The sequence below is a fragment of the Dorea phocaeensis genome (assembly GCF_900240315.1).
GTDB lineage: Bacteria > Bacillota > Clostridia > Lachnospirales > Lachnospiraceae > Dorea_B > Dorea_B phocaeensis.
In genome coordinates this window covers 483406-500647 of sequence record NZ_OEPZ01000001.1, presented here as the reverse complement: position 1 = coordinate 500647, position 17242 = coordinate 483406, and the positions used below count along the sequence as shown (strand labels likewise).

The window sequence follows — 17242 nt, the reverse complement described above, 5'->3', positions numbered from 1 at the left end:
GAATGGGAAAGGTAGTATGGATAGAGTGGAAATCAATAGATTAGAAGGAATTATAGAGGCAATTTTGTTTACCATGGGAGATTCTGTAGAGCTTGGCAAGATTGCAGCAGCCATTGAGCATGATGAGAATACAACGCGCAAAATCCTGCATCGAATGATGGACAAGTACGATGCAGAAGACCGTGGACTTCGAATTATTGAGCTGGAAAATGCGTTTCAAATGTGCACGAAGAAGGAAATGTATGAATATCTGATCCGCGTGGCAAAACAGCCAAAGCGTTATGCACTTACGGATGTACAGTTGGAAACGCTGTCGATCATTGCCTACAAGCAGCCGGTGACTAAACTGGAGATAGAAAAAATCCGAGGAGTGAAGTCGGATCATGCGGTTAATAAGCTGGTGGAGTATAATCTGGTCTGTGAAAGAGGACGCTTGGATGCACCGGGAAAGCCGATTTTGTTTGGAACGACGGAAGAATTTTTAAGAAGATTCAGTATTCAGTCGGTAGAGGAGCTGCCAAGTCCGAATCCGGAACAAGTAGAAAGTTTCAAAGAGGAAGCAGAGGAAGAGGTGCAGCTGAAACTGGATATCTGATCATCTTTTGGAATAATAAGGCTGGGACTTTCATATATTGATGTGATATCAGATGGTGTGGTGCCGGGGTTATGAAGAAAAAGCGATACATAGCAGGAGCTCTTGTTTTGGTGCAAATGTTGTTGGGTCTGGGTATGGGAAATGTCTGGGCGAAAACAGCAGAGAGTGAGGACGAGCCGAAACAGTTATACGCCCAGTCTGCAGTCCTGATGGACGCGGACAATGGGCGTATTTTATTTGGAAAAGAGGCAGAGGTGATTCGTCCAAATGCGAGTACAACTAAGATTCTGACCTGTATTCTTGCACTGGAGTCAGAGGCAGGCGAGCGTGTGATATGCGTTTCCCGCAATGCGGCCAGTCAGCCGAAAGTACGGTTGGGGATGAAAGAAGGGGAGAAGTTTTATCTTAGAGATCTTCTTTACTCGCTGATGTTAGAATCACATAACGACAGTGCGGTTGCCATCGCGGAAGCTGTGGAAGGAACGGTAGAAAAATTTGCAGACCGAATGAATCAAAAAGCAAGGGAAATTGGCTGTGAGAATACCCATTTTATTACTCCGAACGGGTTGGATGCTTCGGATAAGGATGGAATACATGGGACAACGGCGGCTGACTTAGCAGCTATCATGCGTTACTGTATTACCCAGTCGCCGGAAAAAGAACGATTTCTTGAGATTACGCAGACTAGAGAGTACACTTTTGGGGATGTGGAGGGAAAACGAAAATTTTTCTGTAGAAATCATAATGCATTTTTGAATATGATGGATGGGGCACTGTCTGGGAAAACTGGTTTTACAAATGATGCAGGATATTGCTATGTAGGGGCGCTTCGAGAAAAAAATAGAACCCTTATTGTAACGCTTCTCGCATGTGGGTGGCCAAATCATAAGAGTTATAAATGGAGTGATACAAGAAAATTGATGGAGTATGGACTTTTAGCCTATGCGCCTTATTACATATGGAAAGATCCGGGGAAAATGAACCTTTTGGCAGAAAATGCCGTAAATGAGGAAAGCCCCTGGAAACGGACTAAGAAGGTGAAAGTGGCAGTGCGGGAGGATTCCGGTTTTCAGATGCTTCTAAAGGAAGGGGAGCAAGTCACTGTTAAGAAAAGGATTGAAGAAAACGTGAAGGCGCCTGTAACACAGGGGCAGGCGGTGGGGGAGATGGAGTATTTCCTGAATGGTGAAAAAATTGCATCCTATCAGATAGAAGCCTGTGAAAGTGTTAAAAAGCGCAGTTTTTTCTGGTGTTTGAAATGTGTGATGGAATGGCTGTGCTTTTGAAACAGGATTGTCAAAGTATGAACAAATGAATCTTTTGAAAGTGTATACTTCAAAAAGAAAGGTTTACGAGGATTTTGATACAAGTTTTTTGAGAAAAATGCAAGATTTAATTGACGAAATGTCAAAAATCATATAAAATAGCAATCGTGAATAAAAAGTGGAGGGAAATCGGCATGGCAGCATATAAAGACATGAGCAGAGAAGAGCTGTCTGCATTAAAGCAGGAGCTGGAGCAGGAATTTAAAAAAGTAAAATCAAAAAAATTAAAACTGGATATGTCCAGAGGGAAGCCGTCGGCAGAGCAGCTGAACCTTTCCATGGGAATGATGGATGTATTAAGAAGCGATTCAGACCTGATTTGTGAAGAAGGTGTGGATTGCAGGAATTATGGCGTTTTAGATGGAATTCGTGAAGCAAAACAGCTTCTTGCAGATATGATGGAAGTGCCAAAGGATAATATTATTATTTTTGGAAATTCCAGCCTGAATGTAATGTATGACACAATATCAAGAGCGATGACACACGGAATTATGGGAAGCACGCCGTGGGCAAAGCTTGACAAGGTGAAATTTCTTTGCCCGGTACCGGGATACGACAGACATTTTGCAATCACAGAGCATTTTGGAATTGAGATGATCAATGTTCCGATGACTTCAGAAGGTCCGGATATGGATCTTGTAGAGAAATTGGTTGCGGAGGACGATGCGATCAAAGGAATCTGGTGTGTTCCGAAATATTCTAATCCGCAGGGAATCACTTACTCTGATGAGACAGTGCATCGTTTTGCATGTCTGAAGCCGGCAGCAGAAGATTTTCGTATCTATTGGGACAATGCATATGGAATCCATCATCTCTATGAAGATAAGCAGGATTATCTGATTGAGATTCTGATGGAATGTAAGAAAGCCGGTAATCCGGATATGGTTTACAAATTCTCATCTACATCGAAAATCAGTTTTCCGGGTTCTGGAATCGCGGCAATCGCGGCGTCCGATGCGAACTTGGCAGAGATCCGGAAGCAGATGCAGGTGCAGACAATTGGCCATGATAAAGTAAATCAGCTGCGCCATGCAAGATTTTTCAAAGATATACATGGTATGGTAGAACACATGAAAAAACATGCCGATATTATGCGTCCAAAGTTTGATGCTGTGCTGGAGACGTTGGAAGAAGAATTGGAAGGACTGGAGATCGGTTCCTGGATTGCACCGCGCGGCGGGTACTTTATCTCTTTTGATGCAATGGAAGGCTGTGCGAAAGCGATTGTAGAGAAGGCGAAGGAAGCTGGTCTTGTTATGACAGGGGCAGGTGCGACCTTCCCATATGGAAAGGATCCAAAAGACAGCAATATTCGTATTGCACCGTCTTATCCGACATTGGAAGAATTAAAAGAGGCCGTAAAAATTTTTGTGCTGAGCGTAAAATTGGTGAGCATCGACAAATTACTTGGCTAGATCGGAAAATATGTCTGTGTTGCAGAAGAACTGCGGCATAAAAATGAGATCACCCAACTCCCAAGAGGTTGTTGCCTTGAGGGGCGGGTGATTTTTTTCTCGGAAAATAGCATTGACGTAAAATAGGTTCTGTGCTAACGTAATAAATATCTAAGAGAGCTCTTATATTTCTGTTTCTATCGTAAGTTTACAGATCGTAAAGTTTGTTCCTTATTTTGGGAAATACATATTGACAATTTGGAATAAGTATACTACTATATTAACTACAAAACGAACACTTGTTCGTTGGATAAAAGGAGAATTTATTATGGCAAATGAAGATAAGAAAAAAGCATTGGATGCGGCGATTGCAAAGCTGGAGAAGGATTTTGGGAAAGGAACGGTTATGAAGCTTGGAGATCCGGGAGCTCAGGTAGCGGTGGAGACGATTCCGACCGGATCTTTAAGTCTTGATCTGGCGCTTGGGCTTGGAGGTGTGCCAAGAGGACGTATTGTTGAGGTTTATGGACCTGAATCCAGTGGTAAGACGACGGTTGCGTTGCATATGATAGCAGAAGTTCAGAAGAGAGGCGGAATCGCAGGGTTTATTGATGCGGAGCATGCGCTTGATCCAACTTATGCGAAGAATATAGGAGTCGATATTGATGAACTTTATATCTCTCAGCCGGACAGCGGAGACCAGGCGCTTGAGATTACAGAAACGATGGTACGTTCAGGGGCACTTGATATTATTGTTGTAGACTCTGTAGCAGCACTGGTTCCAAAGCAGGAGATTGAAGGAGATATGGGAGACAGCCATGTGGGATTGCAGGCAAGATTGATGTCTCAGGCGCTCAGGAAATTGACACCTGTGATCAGCAAGTCTAATTGTGTGGTGATTTTCATCAATCAGCTTAGAGAGAAGGTAGGCGTGATGTTTGGAAATCCGGAGACGACCACGGGAGGACGTGCCCTTAAGTTCTATGCATCTGTTCGTATGGACGTAAGGAGAATTGAGACATTAAAGCAGAGCGGTGAGATGGTGGGTAACAGAACCCGTGTGAAGGTGGTAAAGAATAAGATCGCGCCTCCGTTTAAGGAAGCGGAATTTGATATTATGTTTGGAAAAGGAATTTCTAAAGAAGGAGATATTCTGGATCTGGCAGTAGGACTTAATCTGGTAAGTAAAAGTGGATCCTGGTTTGCATATAATGGCGAGAAGATCGGACAGGGAAGAGAGAATGCCAAAAAGTATCTTTCAGAACATCCGGAAGTGATGGAGGAACTGGAAGAGAAAATCCGTGCTCACTATCATATTGGCACAGAGGCACAGGAAGACGGAGAGATCGGAGAAGAGTAAGAATGGTTATTACCGGGATCGAACCGATAAATAAGACAAAATGTCAGGTGTATCTTGATGGGGAGCCGGTATTTCCACTCTATAAAGGAGAGATTTCGCGTTATCAGCTGAAACCGGAGATGGAACTGGGGGAGGAGACATATCAGATCATTCGGTGCGAGATTGTATTAAAGAGAGTGAAGCTTCGTGCCATGCATCTTTTGACTGATATGGGGCGAACAGAAGCGCAGCTTCGGACAAAGCTCTTAAGAGATGGCTATTCGGAAGAGATTGTAAGCGAAGCGGTTGCTTATGTGAAATCTTTTGGATATATCAACGATCTGGAGTATGCAAGGAGTTTTATTAATAGCCGCAAAGAGAGAAAAAGCCGAAAAGAGATTTATGCTTCATTGTGCCAGAAAGGAATTTCACGAGAATGGATTGAAAAAGCGATGGAAGAAGAATATCAATACGAGGATTCCAAAGAGGCGATTCGCACTCTCCTTCGGAAAAAAGGTTATGATGCGGAAAAAGCAGATTATGAAGAGAAGCATAAGGTCATGGCATATCTGGTGCGGAAAGGATTCTCTTATGAGGAGGTCCGAAGCGCAATGCGGTTGGACGAATGGTAGTTGTATCGTCTGAGTAGGTCAACTGATACAAGTTTCTGAGGTGAATGCTTGACAGAATTGTGAAAACAGTATAAAATTTAAGTGTTGTATTTGTACAATGAAAATTAAATAAGGAGGTGCTCCTGTGCCGAATGGAATTATAATTGCTGTAGCAATTGTGTTGATCGTTGTAGCGGCAGTCATCAGCCATTTTGTCACTGTTTCAAATCTGAAGAAGAATGCAGATTCTAAGATTGGAAATGCAGAGACAAAGGCAAGAGAAATTATTGATGATGCAGTGAAGACGGCAGAGGCAAAGAAGAAGGAGTCTCTCTTGGAAATTAAGGAAGAATCGATCAAGAACAAGAATGAGCTTGAGAAAGAAACCAAGGAACGCAGAGCGGAATTACAGCGCTATGAGAAGCGTGTCCTTTCCAAGGAAGAGGCTTTGGATAAGAAAGCAGATGCTATCGAGAAGCGGGAAGCAGGATTTACGGCAAAAGAAGAACAGCTTAGACAGCGGGAAGCGAAAGTGGAAGAGCTGAGTAAGCAGCGTGTACAGGAACTAGAAAGAATCTCAGGACTTACCTCCGAACAAGCAAAAGAATATTTGTTAAAAACTGTTGAAGATGATGTGAAACATGATACTGCGAAGATGATCAAAGAGATGGAAGCGCAGGCAAAGGAAGAGGCAGATAAAAAGGCAAAAGAATATGTCGTTACTGCAATCCAGAGATGTGCTGCAGATCATGTTGCGGAGACTACAATTTCTGTTGTACAGCTCCCAAGTGATGAAATGAAAGGAAGAATTATCGGACGAGAGGGAAGAAATATCAGAACTCTTGAGACACTGACGGGTGTGGAATTGATTATTGATGATACACCGGAAGCAGTTGTGCTGTCAGGTTTTGATCCGATAAGACGTGAAGTTGCACGAATTGCGCTGGAAAAATTGATCGTGGATGGTCGAATCCATCCGGCTCGTATTGAGGAGATGGTTGAGAAGGCGCAGAAAGAAGTAGAGACAATGATCCGGGAAGAAGGAGAGACTGTGGCACTGGAAGTCGGTGTACACGGTATTCATCCGGAATTGATCAAACTTCTTGGACGTATGAAGTTCAGAACCAGTTATGGACAGAATGCATTAAAGCATTCTATGGAAGTGGCCCAGTTGTCTGGATTACTGGCTGGAGAAATTGGACTGGACGTCAGAGTGGCAAAGCGCGCAGGACTTCTGCATGATATTGGTAAATCAATCGATCATGATGTGGAAGGCTCACACATTCAGATTGGTGTAGATCTTTGCAGAAAGTACAAAGAATCTGCAACAGTTATCAATGCGGTAGAGTCACATCATGGAGATGTAGAACCAGAAACTCTGATTGCATGTATTGTGCAGGCGGCTGATACTATTTCCGCGGCAAGACCGGGAGCGAGAAGAGAGACATTAGAAACATACACAAACAGGTTAAAACAATTAGAAGATATCACCAACCAGTTTAAGGGAGTTGATAAATCTTTTGCAATTCAAGCAGGTAGAGAGATTCGAGTTATGGTAGTTCCAGAACAAGTATCTGATGCAGACATGGTATTGATGGCTAGAGATATTGCGAAGCAGATTGAGTATGAGCTAGAATATCCTGGACAGATTAAAGTTAATGTAATCCGCGAATCAAGGGTTACAGATTATGCCAAGTAGAAGATAAATGTATAACAGGACCGGTTCCAAAGCCGGTCCTGTTTTTCAATTTTTGACTATAAATTTGACTGTTTTAGAAGTCAGTATATTTATTTACCTGGATACGAAAGTGTGGGAGAAAAAAGGAGAGAGAAGTATGAGTGAAGAGATCAAAAGAGTGAAAAGAGAATTAATGTATGAAGGAACGATCTTAAAGATTTACAAAGATCATATGCAATTTGAGAATGGGAATACTGCAGAATGGGATTTTATCCATCACGATGGTGCAGCGGCAGTAGTGCCGATTATGGAAGATGGAAGAATTCTGATGGTAACGCAGTACCGGAATGCATTGGAAAGAGATACATTGGAAATTCCGGCCGGAAAGCTGGATGATCCGAATGAATCCGGTCTGGTATGTGCATCACGGGAGCTGGAGGAGGAGACGGGCTACCGCAGTGAAAATCTGGAGTGGATCCTTACACTTCGCACAACCGTTGCTTTTTGTGATGAGCGGATTGAAGTCTATGTTGCCAAGGATTTGATTCCGTCCAGACAAAATTTGGATGAAGATGAGTATGTGGATGTGAAAGCCTACACATTGGAAGAATTGAAAGAAAAGATTTTTGATGGAACTATCCAGGATTCTAAAACGGTTGCAGCGCTTTTGGCATATGAGTCTAAATATCTGCGGAAGTAATAGAGTTTGAAGAGAAAATAAAAGAGGAAGCGTTATAAAAGCATAATAAAAACCAGGAATGGCATATAATGAAGTATCTTTTGCATGACATTTTGAAATGGAGTTTTAGCGAACGAAAAGAGACAGGAGGGATGGATGTGAAGATACAAAGGAATCAAAGGATGCTGGCAGCGTTTGGCATGCTTGGATTTGCAGTGGGCATTGTTTATGCGAATCTTATGACGCGAGACTATATTGGAAATATTGGGATTTTCAATGATTTTTTCCTGCAACAATATGGAATGGTAGAGATTGATATGTCGGATTATCTTTGGTATTTGGGGAGAATTCGGATTCTGCCGGTTGTTTTGCTGGCTATGCTTGGGTATACCAGGTTCCGAAGAGTAGTTGTTTCTGCGTTCTTACTATGGACAGGTTTTTCCTGTGGAATGATCATGACAGCATCGGTACTGCAGATGGGAATTCAAGGGTTGATCTTGTGTTTGATTGGGATGACGCCGCATATGATTTTCTATATTGCGGGATATCTGATTCTCATCTGGTACTTTTATACCTACCCGGTTATGCGCTGGAACGCACAAAAAACGGTTAGTACCATATTATTTCTAGCTATTGGATTAGTGCTGGAAGCTTATGTGAATCCGATTCTGATGCAGGGATTTTTAAAAACATTGTAAAGAAAGAGCCGGAGTGTTGGGAGAATAATTTGGACACTCCGGCTCTTTTTGGGATAAGACTTTTTCAACATCAATTTTGACTTTTTAAAAAATTTGACAAAAAGAAAATGCAGAGTAGAAAGATGCAAATCTGGCTTGCCAACAGCCCATACAGATATCCCAGTATGCCAAAATGTGGGATCAGGATCCATACACTAAAGATTCGGATTCCCAGGCTTAAGGTATTGATGAAAAAAGAAAGCGTAGTTTTTCCGATTCCATTGATTACACTAAGGAGTGTATTGTTGGGATAAAGAAAGGGGCACATGAATGACAGCAGAAAGATAAAATTTCCGGCCAGCGGACTGTGAAATAAAGTTTTTCCGAACCATCTGCCAAAAGTAATAAAGAAAACGCAGCAGATACTGCCAAGAAAAATGCAGGAGTAAGTCACTTTCTTTACCAGATTTTTCAGCCCCATCCGGTGTTTGGATGCTTGGATCTCTGCAACCGTTGGGAGCAGCATAGTGGAGACGGAGTTGGTGATGGCAGAGGGAAACAAGATGCAAGGGAGTGCCATTCCGGTTAATACACCGTAAATGCTTAGGGATTCCTTTACCGTCATGCCATAAATTTGCAGACGAACCGGAATGGAGACTGCCTCGATGCTCTGCAGGATATTCAATAGGATGCGGCTGGCAGTTAAAGGTGCAGACAGACAAAGCAGTTCCTTGGTATGATTGAAAAATGTGGAAGGTGCAGGCGGTGCAAATGGACCAAATAGGTGGTGGTTTCTGACGGCATATAGGCAGAATAAGGATGAAAATGCCTCTCCGGTAATTAGTCCGGTTACTGCAATCGAGATATCGAAGGAGATACTATGTTTTGTCAAATACTGATACAGAAGAAATACGGACAGAATTCGGATGCCCTGTTCTAGAAGTTGAGACAGAGCGGGAATTTTTGTCTGTTTTCTTCCAAAGTAGTAACCGCAGATACAGCTGTGAACGGCGGCAAAAGGAAAGACATAGGACAAAATAAGTAGAAATCGGGTGCAGCGAAGGTCACAAAGAACGTTTTTAGCAAGAAAGGATGAAGACTGCTGCAGGAAAAAGGTGATGATAAGGGAAAAAGATACCGTCAGAAATAGGCTGGTAATCAAAAGCTGTCTGGCGTTTTTTTCATTCCCTTTCGTCAGTTCTCTGGCAACGAGGCGGGATAATGCCAGTTCGATGCCGGCACAGGTTAGAGAATACCCCAGGGCATAGACCGGGAAAATCAGCTGGTACAGACCGACTCCTTCCTCCCCGAATGTGTGGCTTAAAAAGATGCGATAGAAAAAGCCCATAAACCGTGTGATAAATCCGGTTGCAGTTAAAATAAAGGTTCCTTTTAAGAGCAAATGCTTTCTTGACATGAAAGACTCCTTAAAAACGCAGAAATAGTGATATTGTTATAAGATATTCCGGGGAAGCGCTTGACAGAACCAAAATGCGATGGTATTCTACAGAAGAAAGATATCCAAGTAAAATACTAGGGATTAAAAAGAAGGTGAGAATTTGAAGCTTTCGACAAAGGGAAGATACGGACTTCGGGCAATGATTGATCTTGCCAGATATGCAGATAAAGAACCGGTTTCCATTGGAAGTATTGCGTTGCGTCAGGATATATCAGAAAGATATCTGGAACAGTTGGTAGCCCTTCTTAAGAAGGCGGGCTTAGTCAAAAGTATCCGGGGTGCATCCGGGGGCTACGTGCTGGCAAAGCCAAGAGCGGAGATCTCTGTTGGAGATGTACTGCGGGCGCTGGAAGGAAGCCTGGAACCGGTAAAATGTGCAGCTTTCTATTCGGAAGAAGGGTGTGGGTCAGCGGGAAGCTGCGTTACCAAATATGTGTGGCAGAAGATTAATGACAGCATTAACCAGACGGTAAATGAGATTATGCTGGATGAACTGGTTCAGAAGAGTCTAGAAGTAAATCCGTCAGGAGAAGAGGGAGAGCACCGCTGCAACAGTTAAAATGGCGATGTATGGAAATAGAGAAGAAAAGATCAAAAGATTTGAGAAAAAACAGGAGGAAAGAATATGGACAGACTGATTTATTTAGATAATGCGGCAACCACAAAGACGGCGCCGGAAGTGGTGGAGGCAATGCTTCCATACTTTACAGAAAAATTTGGAAATCCATCCAGTGTATATAGTTTTGCAGCATCTAATAAAGAGGACATTACCTGTCAGCGTGAGCGGATTGCAGAAGTACTGGGCGCAAATGCCAATGAGATTTATTTTACGGCGGGCGGCTCGGAATCTGACAACTGGGCGCTGAAAGCAACAGCAGAAGCTTATCAGGATAAAGGAAACCACATTATTACAACCAAAATTGAACATCATGCGATTCTTCATACAGGAGAATATCTGGAAAAAAGAGGGTTTGAAGTTACTTATTTGGATGTAGATGAAGAGGGAAAGGTGAAGCTAGAGGACTTAAAAGCAGCGATTCGTCCAACTACCATTTTGATTTCTGTTATGTATGCTAATAATGAAATAGGAACCATTGAGCCGATTAAAGAAATCGGCGAGATTGCACATGAGCATGGGATTCTATTCCATACCGATGCGGTTCAGGCATTTGGACAGGTACCGATCAATGTGGATGAATGTCATATTGATATGTTAAGTGCAAGCGGACACAAATTGAATGGTCCAAAAGGAATCGGATTTTTGTATATTCGCAAAGGTGTGAAGATTCGTTCCTTTGTGCATGGCGGATCACAGGAAAGAAAAAGACGTGCGGGAACGGAAAATGTGCCGGGAATCATCGGCCTTGGAACAGCAGTAAAACGGGCGGCAGATACGATGGAAGACAGAGCAAAGAAGGAGACGCAGCTTCGGGATTATCTGATTGAGCGCGTGCTGGCGGAGATTCCTTACTGTAAGCTGAATGGACATCGTACCGATCGGCTTCCGAATAATGCGAACTTTAGTTTCCGATTTATTGAAGGAGAGTCTCTTCTGATTATGCTGGACATGAAAGGGATTTGTGGATCAAGCGGATCTGCCTGTACATCAGGATCGTTAGACCCATCCCATGTCCTTCTGGCAATCGGGCTTCCGCATGAGATTGCACATGGTTCTTTGCGCCTGACTCTGAATGAAGAGATTACAAAAGAAGAGATTGATTATGTGGTAGAGAGCCTGAAAGAGATTGTGACCCGTCTAAGAAGTATGTCTCCGCTTTATGAAGATTTCATAAAAAAGCAGGGGAATTAATTTGGAATAATTCAAAGTGTGGAAAAAGCAAATAGTAAAACGATAGAAACAGAGAATCAATAAGGAGAAAAGTGTATGTATACAGAAAAAGTAATGGATCATTTTCAGAATCCTAGAAATATGGGAGAAATTGAAAACGCAAGCGGTGTAGGTACGGTAGGAAACGCAAAGTGCGGAGATATTATGAGAATTTATCTGGATATTGATGAGAATCAGATTATCCAGGATGTAAAGTTTAAAACTTTCGGGTGCGGAGCTGCAGTTGCAACCAGTAGTATGGCAACGGAGCTGGTTAAGGGTAAGAACATTCAGGAAGCGATGGAAGTGACAAATAAAGCGGTTATGGAAGCCCTCGATGGACTTCCGCCGGTGAAAGTTCACTGCTCTTTGCTGGCAGAAGAGGCAATTCATGCAGCCCTTTGGGATTATGCAGAAAAGCACGATATTAAGATTGAAGGTCTGGAAAAACCAAAATCAGATATTCACGAAGATGAAGAAGAGGAAGAAGAATACTAGGCCGGAGGCGTAAAATGGAGAAAAAGAAGGTTGTAGTCGGAATGTCAGGCGGTGTGGATTCTTCTGTGGCAGCATGGCTTCTGAAAGAACAGGGATATGATGTAATTGGAGTAACCATGCAGATCTGGCAGGAGGAAGAAAAAGACGATCAGGAAGAGAATGGAGGCTGCTGCGGGTTAAGCGCAGTTGAAGATGCCAGAAGAGTGGCGGCATCCCTTGAAATTCCTTACTATGTTATGAATTTCAGGCAGGACTTTAAGGAACGGGTGATCGATTATTTTATCGGAGAATATCAGCAGGGGCGTACGCCGAATCCTTGCATTGCCTGTAACCGCTATGTGAAGTGGGAGGCTTTGCTAAAGAGAAGTCTGGATATCGGGGCAGACTATATTGCGACCGGTCATTATGCTAGAAACGATCAGCTGGAAAATGGAAGATACGCGGTGCGTACTTCTCAGACAGCGGCAAAAGATCAGACGTATGCGTTGTACAATCTGACACAGGAACAACTTTCCAGAACCAAGATGCCGGTAGGCGATTATACCAAAGAAGAGATTCGTAAAATGGCAGAAAAAATTGGGCTTAGGATTGCAGATAAGCCGGACAGTCAGGATATTTGTTTTGTGCCGGATGGAGATTACGCCTCCTACATAGAAGCAAACAGCGTGAAGAAAATCGAACCGGGAAATTTCGTGTTGAGTGATGGAACAGTGGTAGGACAACATAGGGGAATCATACATTATACGGTCGGTCAGCGAAAAGGCTTGGGACTGTCTCTGGGACATCCGGTTTTTGTATTGGAGATTCGTCCGGAGACGAATGAAGTTGTAGTAGGAAGCAATGAGGAGTCCATGTCTCATTATGTGAGAGCAAATCAGGTGAATTTTATGTCAGTGGAAGATCTGCCGGAGAAGAGACGGGTTTGGGCAAAGATTCGCTACAATCATAAAGGGGCGTGGTGTACCGTGGAAAAGACTGGAGAGGATGAAATCCTATGCACCTTTGAAGAGCCTCAGCGCGCCATTACTCCAGGCCAGGCAGTTGTTCTCTATGAAGGAGAGTATGTGCTTGGCGGCGGAACAATTATAGGAGATGAGTAGAATGAGAGCAGACGTGCATATGCATACAAATTTTTCCCACGATTCGGAGGCGCTGCCAGAAGAGATGATTCAGGGTGCCATTCAAAAGGGACTAGAGATGATCTGCATTACCGATCATTTCGATAAGGATAATATGGAATGGGGAGCCGAAGATATTTTTGATCCGGAAGCATATTTTCAGGTTCTTCGGCCGCTTCAGGAAAAGTACCAGGGAAAGATCCGGGTAAATATCGGTGTAGAAATAGGAATGCAGCCCTATCTTGCACCATTTTACCAGAAATTTGTGGAGAAATATCCGTTTGATTTTGTAATCGGATCCGTGCACAGCATCTGGAGGCGGGACATTGCTGCGGGCAGTGTGTTCGAGGGACGAACGGACGAAGAAGTGTACCGGGCGACATTAGAGGAGACGCTGGAAGATGTCCGCCTGCATGAATCCTTTGATGTGCTTGGTCATTTAGATTATATGACACGCTATGGAAGTGGAAGAGAGCAGGAATATTCGTATCGGCGGTATCAGGATCTGATAGATGAAATTTTAAAAACGCTGATTTCCAAAGGAAAAGGTCTGGAATTAAATACCGCGGGATTGAAGTATGGCCTTCCCTACGCACATCCTCATCAGGATGTACTGAGACGCTACCGGGAATTAGGTGGAGAGATTCTTACCGTGGGGGCAGATGGTCACAAACCAGAACATATTGCCTATGATTTTGACCGGGGAATAGAGATTTTGAGAGACTGTGGTTTTCGTTACTATACAGAATTTCAGGATCGTAAGCCGGTATTTCGGGCACTTTGATGAAAAAGTGTAAAAGCACTTGAATTTTTGTATCAAATTTAGTACAATAAAAAACGGTTGATGATTCTTTAACAAGATTAAGGATTCATAATAATAAAGACTGTGAAAAGCAGTCAATATAAAACTTTAGGAGGAATTAATCATGGCAGTAAAAGTAGCGATTAATGGATTTGGACGTATTGGACGTCTTGCATTCAGACAGATGTTCGGAGCAGAAGGATATGAGGTAGTTGCAATCAACGACCTGACATCTCCAAAGATGCTTGCTCACCTGTTAAAATATGATTCTTCTCAGGGAAGATATGCTCTGGCTGACAAGGTAGAAGCTACAGAGGATTCTATCATTGTAGACGGAAAAGAAATCAAAATTTATGCAAAGGCTAATGCTGAGGAACTTCCATGGGGAGAAATCGGTGTTGACGTAGTACTTGAGTGTACAGGATTCTATACATCCAAAGAGAAAGCATCTGCTCACGTAAAAGCAGGAGCTAGAAAAGTTGTTATCTCTGCACCAGCAGGAAACGACCTTCCTACAATCGTATACAATGTTAACCATACAGAACTGAAGCCAGAAGATACTGTAATTTCTGCAGCTTCTTGTACAACAAACTGTTTAGCGCCTATGGCTAAGGCTCTGAATGATCTTGCTAAGATCAAATCCGGTATTATGTGTACAATTCACGCTTACACAGGAGATCAGATGACTCTTGACGGACCACAGAGAAAGGGAGATTTAAGAAGATCTCGTGCAGCAGCAGTAAACATCGTTCCAAACAGTACAGGAGCAGCTAAGGCTATCGGTCTTGTTATCCCGGAACTGAACGGAAAATTAATCGGAGCAGCTCAGCGTGTTCCAACCCCAACAGGATCTACAACAATCTTAACAGCAGTTGTTGAAGGAAACGTTACCGTTGATGAAGTAAATGCAGCTATGAAGGCAGCAGCTACAGAATCTTTCGGATACAACACAGATGAGATCGTATCCAGCGACATCGTTGGTATGAAGTATGGTTCTCTGTTCGATGCAACTCAGACAATGGTTCTGCCATTAGACAACGGAACTACAGAGGTTCAGGTTGTTTCTTGGTATGACAACGAGAACTCTTACACAAGCCAGATGGTAAGAACAATCAAATACTTCTCTGAGTTAGCTTAATTTGAAAGAACTACATTATTAGTATTATTAAGACTCAACAAGGGTCCGGTCTTTATGGACCGGACCCTTTTGTTTTATTAGAAAAATCTGAGGAGGCAAGGATATGCTTAACAAAAAATCAGTAGATGACATTAATGTAAAAGGGAAAAAAGTCCTGGTAAGATGTGACTTTAACGTTCCTCTTATCGACGGAAAGATCACAGATGAGAACCGTCTTGTTGCTGCACTGCCAACGATCAAAAAGCTGATGGCTGATGGCGGAAAGGTGATTCTGTGTTCCCACCTTGGAAAACCGAAGGGAGAGCCAAAGCCGGAATTATCTCTGGCACCAGTAGCAGTACGTTTATCCGAACTTCTTGGACAGGAAGTAAAATTTGCTGCTGATCCAGAAGTTGTAGGAGCAAATGCAAAAGCTGCAGTAGAGGCAATGAAAGATGGAGAAGTGATCCTTCTTGAAAATACCCGTTACAGAGCAGAAGAGACTAAGAATGGTGAGGCATTCAGCAAAGAACTTGCTTCCCTGTGTGACGTATTTGTAAACGATGCGTTCGGTACAGCACATCGTGCACACTGTTCTAACGTAGGAGTAACTGAGTTTGTAGATACTGCAGTTGTTGGTTACTTAATGCAGAAAGAGATTGATTTCCTTGGAAATGCAGTAAACAATCCGGAGAGACCATTCGTTGCTATTCTTGGAGGAGCAAAGGTTTCCAGCAAGATTTCTGTTATCGAGAACTTGATCGATAAAGTAGATACACTGATTATCGGTGGTGGAATGTCTTACACATTCTGTAAAGCACTTGGCGGAAAGATCGGAACTTCTCTTTGCGAAGATGATTATCTTCAGTATGCTCTTGATATGCTGAAAAAGGCTGAAGAAAAGGGCGTGAAATTATTACTGCCAGTTGATAATATTATCGGAGATGACTTCTCTAATGATGCAAATACACAGGTTGTTAAGAGTGGAGAGATTCCGGAAGGCTGGGAAGGTATGGATATCGGACCAGACACAGAGAAGATCTTCTGTGATGCTGTAGCAGATGCAAAGACTGTTGTATGGAACGGACCAATGGGATGCTTCGAGATGCCAAAATTCGCTCATGGAACAGAAGCAGTTGCAAAAGCACTTGCACAGACAGATGCAACAACCATCATTGGTGGTGGAGACTCTGCAGCAGCAGTAAACCAGCTGGGATATGGAGATAAGATGACGCACATTTCTACAGGTGGCGGCGCTTCTCTGGAATTCTTAGAGGGAAAAGAACTGCCAGGTGTTGCGGCAGCAAATAATAAATAAGGTATTTGTGAACCCGGGAAAGGGAACATACCAATATTGAGGAGATATAGGAAAATGGCAAGAAGAAAAATTGTAGCAGGCAACTGGAAGATGAACAAAACTCCAAGTGAGGCAGTTGCACTGGTTGAAGAATTAAAACCATTGGTAGCAAGTGAAGACGTAGATGTTGTATTCTGCGTACCGGCAATCGACATTATTCCGGTTGTTGAAGCTTGCAAAGGCACCAACATTCAGGTTGGAGCAGAGAATATGTATTTTGAAGAGAGCGGAGCATATACAGGAGAGATTTCTCCGGCAATGCTGACAGACGCTGGCGTAAAATACGTAGTACTGGGACACTCTGAGAGAAGAGAATATTTCGCAGAGACAGATGAGACAGTAAATAAGAAGATGCTCAAAGCTTTTGAGCATGGAATTACACCAATCATGTGCTGTGGTGAGACATTAGAGCAGAGAGAGCAGGGTGTTACTATGGACTTCATCCGTCAGCAGGTAAAAATCGGCTTCCTGAACGTAACTGCAGATCAGGCAAAAGAAGCTGTTATCGCTTACGAGCCAATCTGGGCAATCGGAACAGGTAAGACAGCAACTACAGAGCAGGCAGAAGAAGTATGTGCCGGCATTCGTGCATGCATCGCTGAGATCTACGATGAGGCGACAGCAGAGGCAATCCGTATTCAGTACGGCGGATCTGTAAATGCAGGAAATGCAGCAGAATTATTTGCACAGGCTGATATCGACGGCGGACTGGTAGGAGGAGCTTCCTTAAAGGCTGACTTCGGTAAGATCGTAAACTATAAGTAA

At 43.1% G+C, this 17242-nt stretch carries 17 protein-coding genes; 16 read left to right on the top strand and 1 reads right to left on the bottom strand.

Annotated elements, in window-relative coordinates; genetic code table 11:
- Window positions 1–16: 16 nt before the first annotated feature.
- From scpB to C0979_RS02285, 8 genes are all read left to right on the top strand, one after another.
- On the top strand, window positions 17–595 hold the full coding sequence (gene scpB, locus C0979_RS02320) for an SMC-Scp complex subunit ScpB (protein ID WP_173814199.1): 579 nt from the start codon (window positions 17–19) through the stop codon (window positions 593–595).
- 71 nt (window positions 596–666) lie between these two features.
- Window positions 667–1881 (top strand): D-alanyl-D-alanine carboxypeptidase family protein, encoded by a 1215-nt coding sequence (locus tag C0979_RS02315; RefSeq protein WP_101694452.1) that lies wholly within the window; start codon window positions 667–669, stop codon window positions 1879–1881.
- A 173-nt stretch (window positions 1882–2054) separates the two neighbouring features.
- Complete coding sequence (locus C0979_RS02310) at window positions 2055–3335, top strand: aspartate aminotransferase type Ic (RefSeq protein ID WP_101694451.1); 1281 nt, start codon at window positions 2055–2057, stop codon at window positions 3333–3335.
- 307 nt (window positions 3336–3642) lie between these two features.
- Window positions 3643–4674 (top strand): recombinase RecA, encoded by a 1032-nt coding sequence (gene recA / locus C0979_RS02305; RefSeq protein WP_101694450.1) that lies wholly within the window; start codon window positions 3643–3645, stop codon window positions 4672–4674.
- A gap of 2 nt (window positions 4675–4676) precedes the next feature.
- Complete coding sequence (locus C0979_RS02300; RefSeq protein WP_101694449.1) at window positions 4677–5285, top strand: regulatory protein RecX; 609 nt, start codon at window positions 4677–4679, stop codon at window positions 5283–5285.
- Window positions 5286–5409: 124 nt separating this feature from the next.
- Window positions 5410–6963: a ribonuclease Y gene (gene rny, locus C0979_RS02295; RefSeq protein WP_101694448.1), complete on the top strand. Its 1554-nt coding sequence runs from the start codon at window positions 5410–5412 to the stop codon at window positions 6961–6963.
- A gap of 136 nt (window positions 6964–7099) precedes the next feature.
- Window positions 7100–7642, top strand: a complete 543-nt coding sequence (locus tag C0979_RS02290) for an NUDIX domain-containing protein (RefSeq protein WP_101694447.1) — start codon at window positions 7100–7102, stop codon at window positions 7640–7642.
- A gap of 131 nt (window positions 7643–7773) precedes the next feature.
- A complete protein-coding gene (locus C0979_RS02285) occupies window positions 7774–8319 on the top strand; it encodes a stage II sporulation protein M (RefSeq protein WP_173814314.1) in 546 nt (181 codons plus the stop codon).
- 70 nt (window positions 8320–8389) lie between these two features.
- Here the strand turns inward: C0979_RS02285 and C0979_RS02280 are convergent, their stop codons facing one another.
- A complete protein-coding gene (locus C0979_RS02280; RefSeq protein WP_101694445.1) occupies window positions 8390–9715 on the bottom strand; it encodes a polysaccharide biosynthesis protein in 1326 nt (441 codons plus the stop codon).
- A 142-nt stretch (window positions 9716–9857) separates the two neighbouring features.
- On the opposite strand from C0979_RS02280, the gene C0979_RS02275 reads away from it, so the two are divergent.
- The 8 genes from C0979_RS02275 to tpiA all read left to right on the top strand — a co-directional run bounded on the left by C0979_RS02275 (window position 9858) and on the right by tpiA (window position 17242).
- Window positions 9858–10316 (top strand): RrF2 family transcriptional regulator, encoded by a 459-nt coding sequence (locus C0979_RS02275; RefSeq protein ID WP_101694444.1) that lies wholly within the window; start codon window positions 9858–9860, stop codon window positions 10314–10316.
- 66 nt (window positions 10317–10382) lie between these two features.
- Entirely contained in the window at window positions 10383–11567 is a 1185-nt protein-coding gene (gene nifS / locus C0979_RS02270) for a cysteine desulfurase NifS (protein WP_101694443.1), read from the top strand.
- Window positions 11568–11642: 75 nt separating this feature from the next.
- Window positions 11643–12083 carry a Fe-S cluster assembly scaffold protein NifU gene (gene nifU, locus C0979_RS02265; RefSeq protein WP_101694442.1) on the top strand — a complete coding sequence of 147 codons (441 nt, stop codon included), beginning with the start codon at window positions 11643–11645 and terminating at the stop codon, window positions 12081–12083.
- A gap of 14 nt (window positions 12084–12097) precedes the next feature.
- A complete protein-coding gene (mnmA, locus tag C0979_RS02260; RefSeq protein WP_101694441.1) occupies window positions 12098–13183 on the top strand; it encodes a tRNA 2-thiouridine(34) synthase MnmA in 1086 nt (361 codons plus the stop codon).
- 1 nt (window position 13184) lies between these two features.
- Window positions 13185–13985: a histidinol-phosphatase HisJ family protein gene (locus C0979_RS02255; RefSeq protein WP_101694440.1), complete on the top strand. Its 801-nt coding sequence runs from the start codon at window positions 13185–13187 to the stop codon at window positions 13983–13985.
- A gap of 142 nt (window positions 13986–14127) precedes the next feature.
- Complete coding sequence (gene gap / locus C0979_RS02250; protein ID WP_101694439.1) at window positions 14128–15141, top strand: type I glyceraldehyde-3-phosphate dehydrogenase; 1014 nt, start codon at window positions 14128–14130, stop codon at window positions 15139–15141.
- 103 nt (window positions 15142–15244) lie between these two features.
- Window positions 15245–16438: a phosphoglycerate kinase gene (locus tag C0979_RS02245; protein ID WP_101694438.1), complete on the top strand. Its 1194-nt coding sequence runs from the start codon at window positions 15245–15247 to the stop codon at window positions 16436–16438.
- Window positions 16439–16492: 54 nt separating this feature from the next.
- On the top strand, window positions 16493–17242 hold the full coding sequence (gene tpiA / locus C0979_RS02240; RefSeq protein ID WP_101694437.1) for a triose-phosphate isomerase: 750 nt from the start codon (window positions 16493–16495) through the stop codon (window positions 17240–17242).

What these genes read in the sequence shown, in the direction of transcription:
- scpB (WP_173814199.1), top strand. Translation starts at nt 17, where the DNA reads ATGGATAGAGTGGAAATCAATAGATTAGAAGGAATTATAGAGGCAATT.
- C0979_RS02315 (WP_101694452.1), top strand. Translation starts at nt 667, where the DNA reads ATGAAGAAAAAGCGATACATAGCAGGAGCTCTTGTTTTGGTGCAAATG.
- C0979_RS02310 (WP_101694451.1), top strand. Translation starts at nt 2,055, where the DNA reads ATGGCAGCATATAAAGACATGAGCAGAGAAGAGCTGTCTGCATTAAAG.
- recA (WP_101694450.1), top strand. Translation starts at nt 3,643, where the DNA reads ATGGCAAATGAAGATAAGAAAAAAGCATTGGATGCGGCGATTGCAAAG.
- C0979_RS02300 (WP_101694449.1), top strand. Translation starts at nt 4,677, where the DNA reads ATGGTTATTACCGGGATCGAACCGATAAATAAGACAAAATGTCAGGTG.
- C0979_RS02290 (WP_101694447.1), top strand. Translation starts at nt 7,100, where the DNA reads ATGAGTGAAGAGATCAAAAGAGTGAAAAGAGAATTAATGTATGAAGGA.
- C0979_RS02285 (WP_173814314.1), top strand. Translation starts at nt 7,774, where the DNA reads ATGGATGTGAAGATACAAAGGAATCAAAGGATGCTGGCAGCGTTTGGC.
- C0979_RS02280 (WP_101694445.1), bottom strand. Translation starts at nt 9,715, where the DNA reads ATGTCAAGAAAGCATTTGCTCTTAAAAGGAACCTTTATTTTAACTGCA.
- nifS (WP_101694443.1), top strand. Translation starts at nt 10,383, where the DNA reads ATGGACAGACTGATTTATTTAGATAATGCGGCAACCACAAAGACGGCG.
- nifU (WP_101694442.1), top strand. Translation starts at nt 11,643, where the DNA reads ATGTATACAGAAAAAGTAATGGATCATTTTCAGAATCCTAGAAATATG.
- mnmA (WP_101694441.1), top strand. Translation starts at nt 12,098, where the DNA reads ATGGAGAAAAAGAAGGTTGTAGTCGGAATGTCAGGCGGTGTGGATTCT.
- C0979_RS02255 (WP_101694440.1), top strand. Translation starts at nt 13,185, where the DNA reads ATGAGAGCAGACGTGCATATGCATACAAATTTTTCCCACGATTCGGAG.
- gap (WP_101694439.1), top strand. Translation starts at nt 14,128, where the DNA reads ATGGCAGTAAAAGTAGCGATTAATGGATTTGGACGTATTGGACGTCTT.
- C0979_RS02245 (WP_101694438.1), top strand. Translation starts at nt 15,245, where the DNA reads ATGCTTAACAAAAAATCAGTAGATGACATTAATGTAAAAGGGAAAAAA.
- tpiA (WP_101694437.1), top strand. Translation starts at nt 16,493, where the DNA reads ATGGCAAGAAGAAAAATTGTAGCAGGCAACTGGAAGATGAACAAAACT.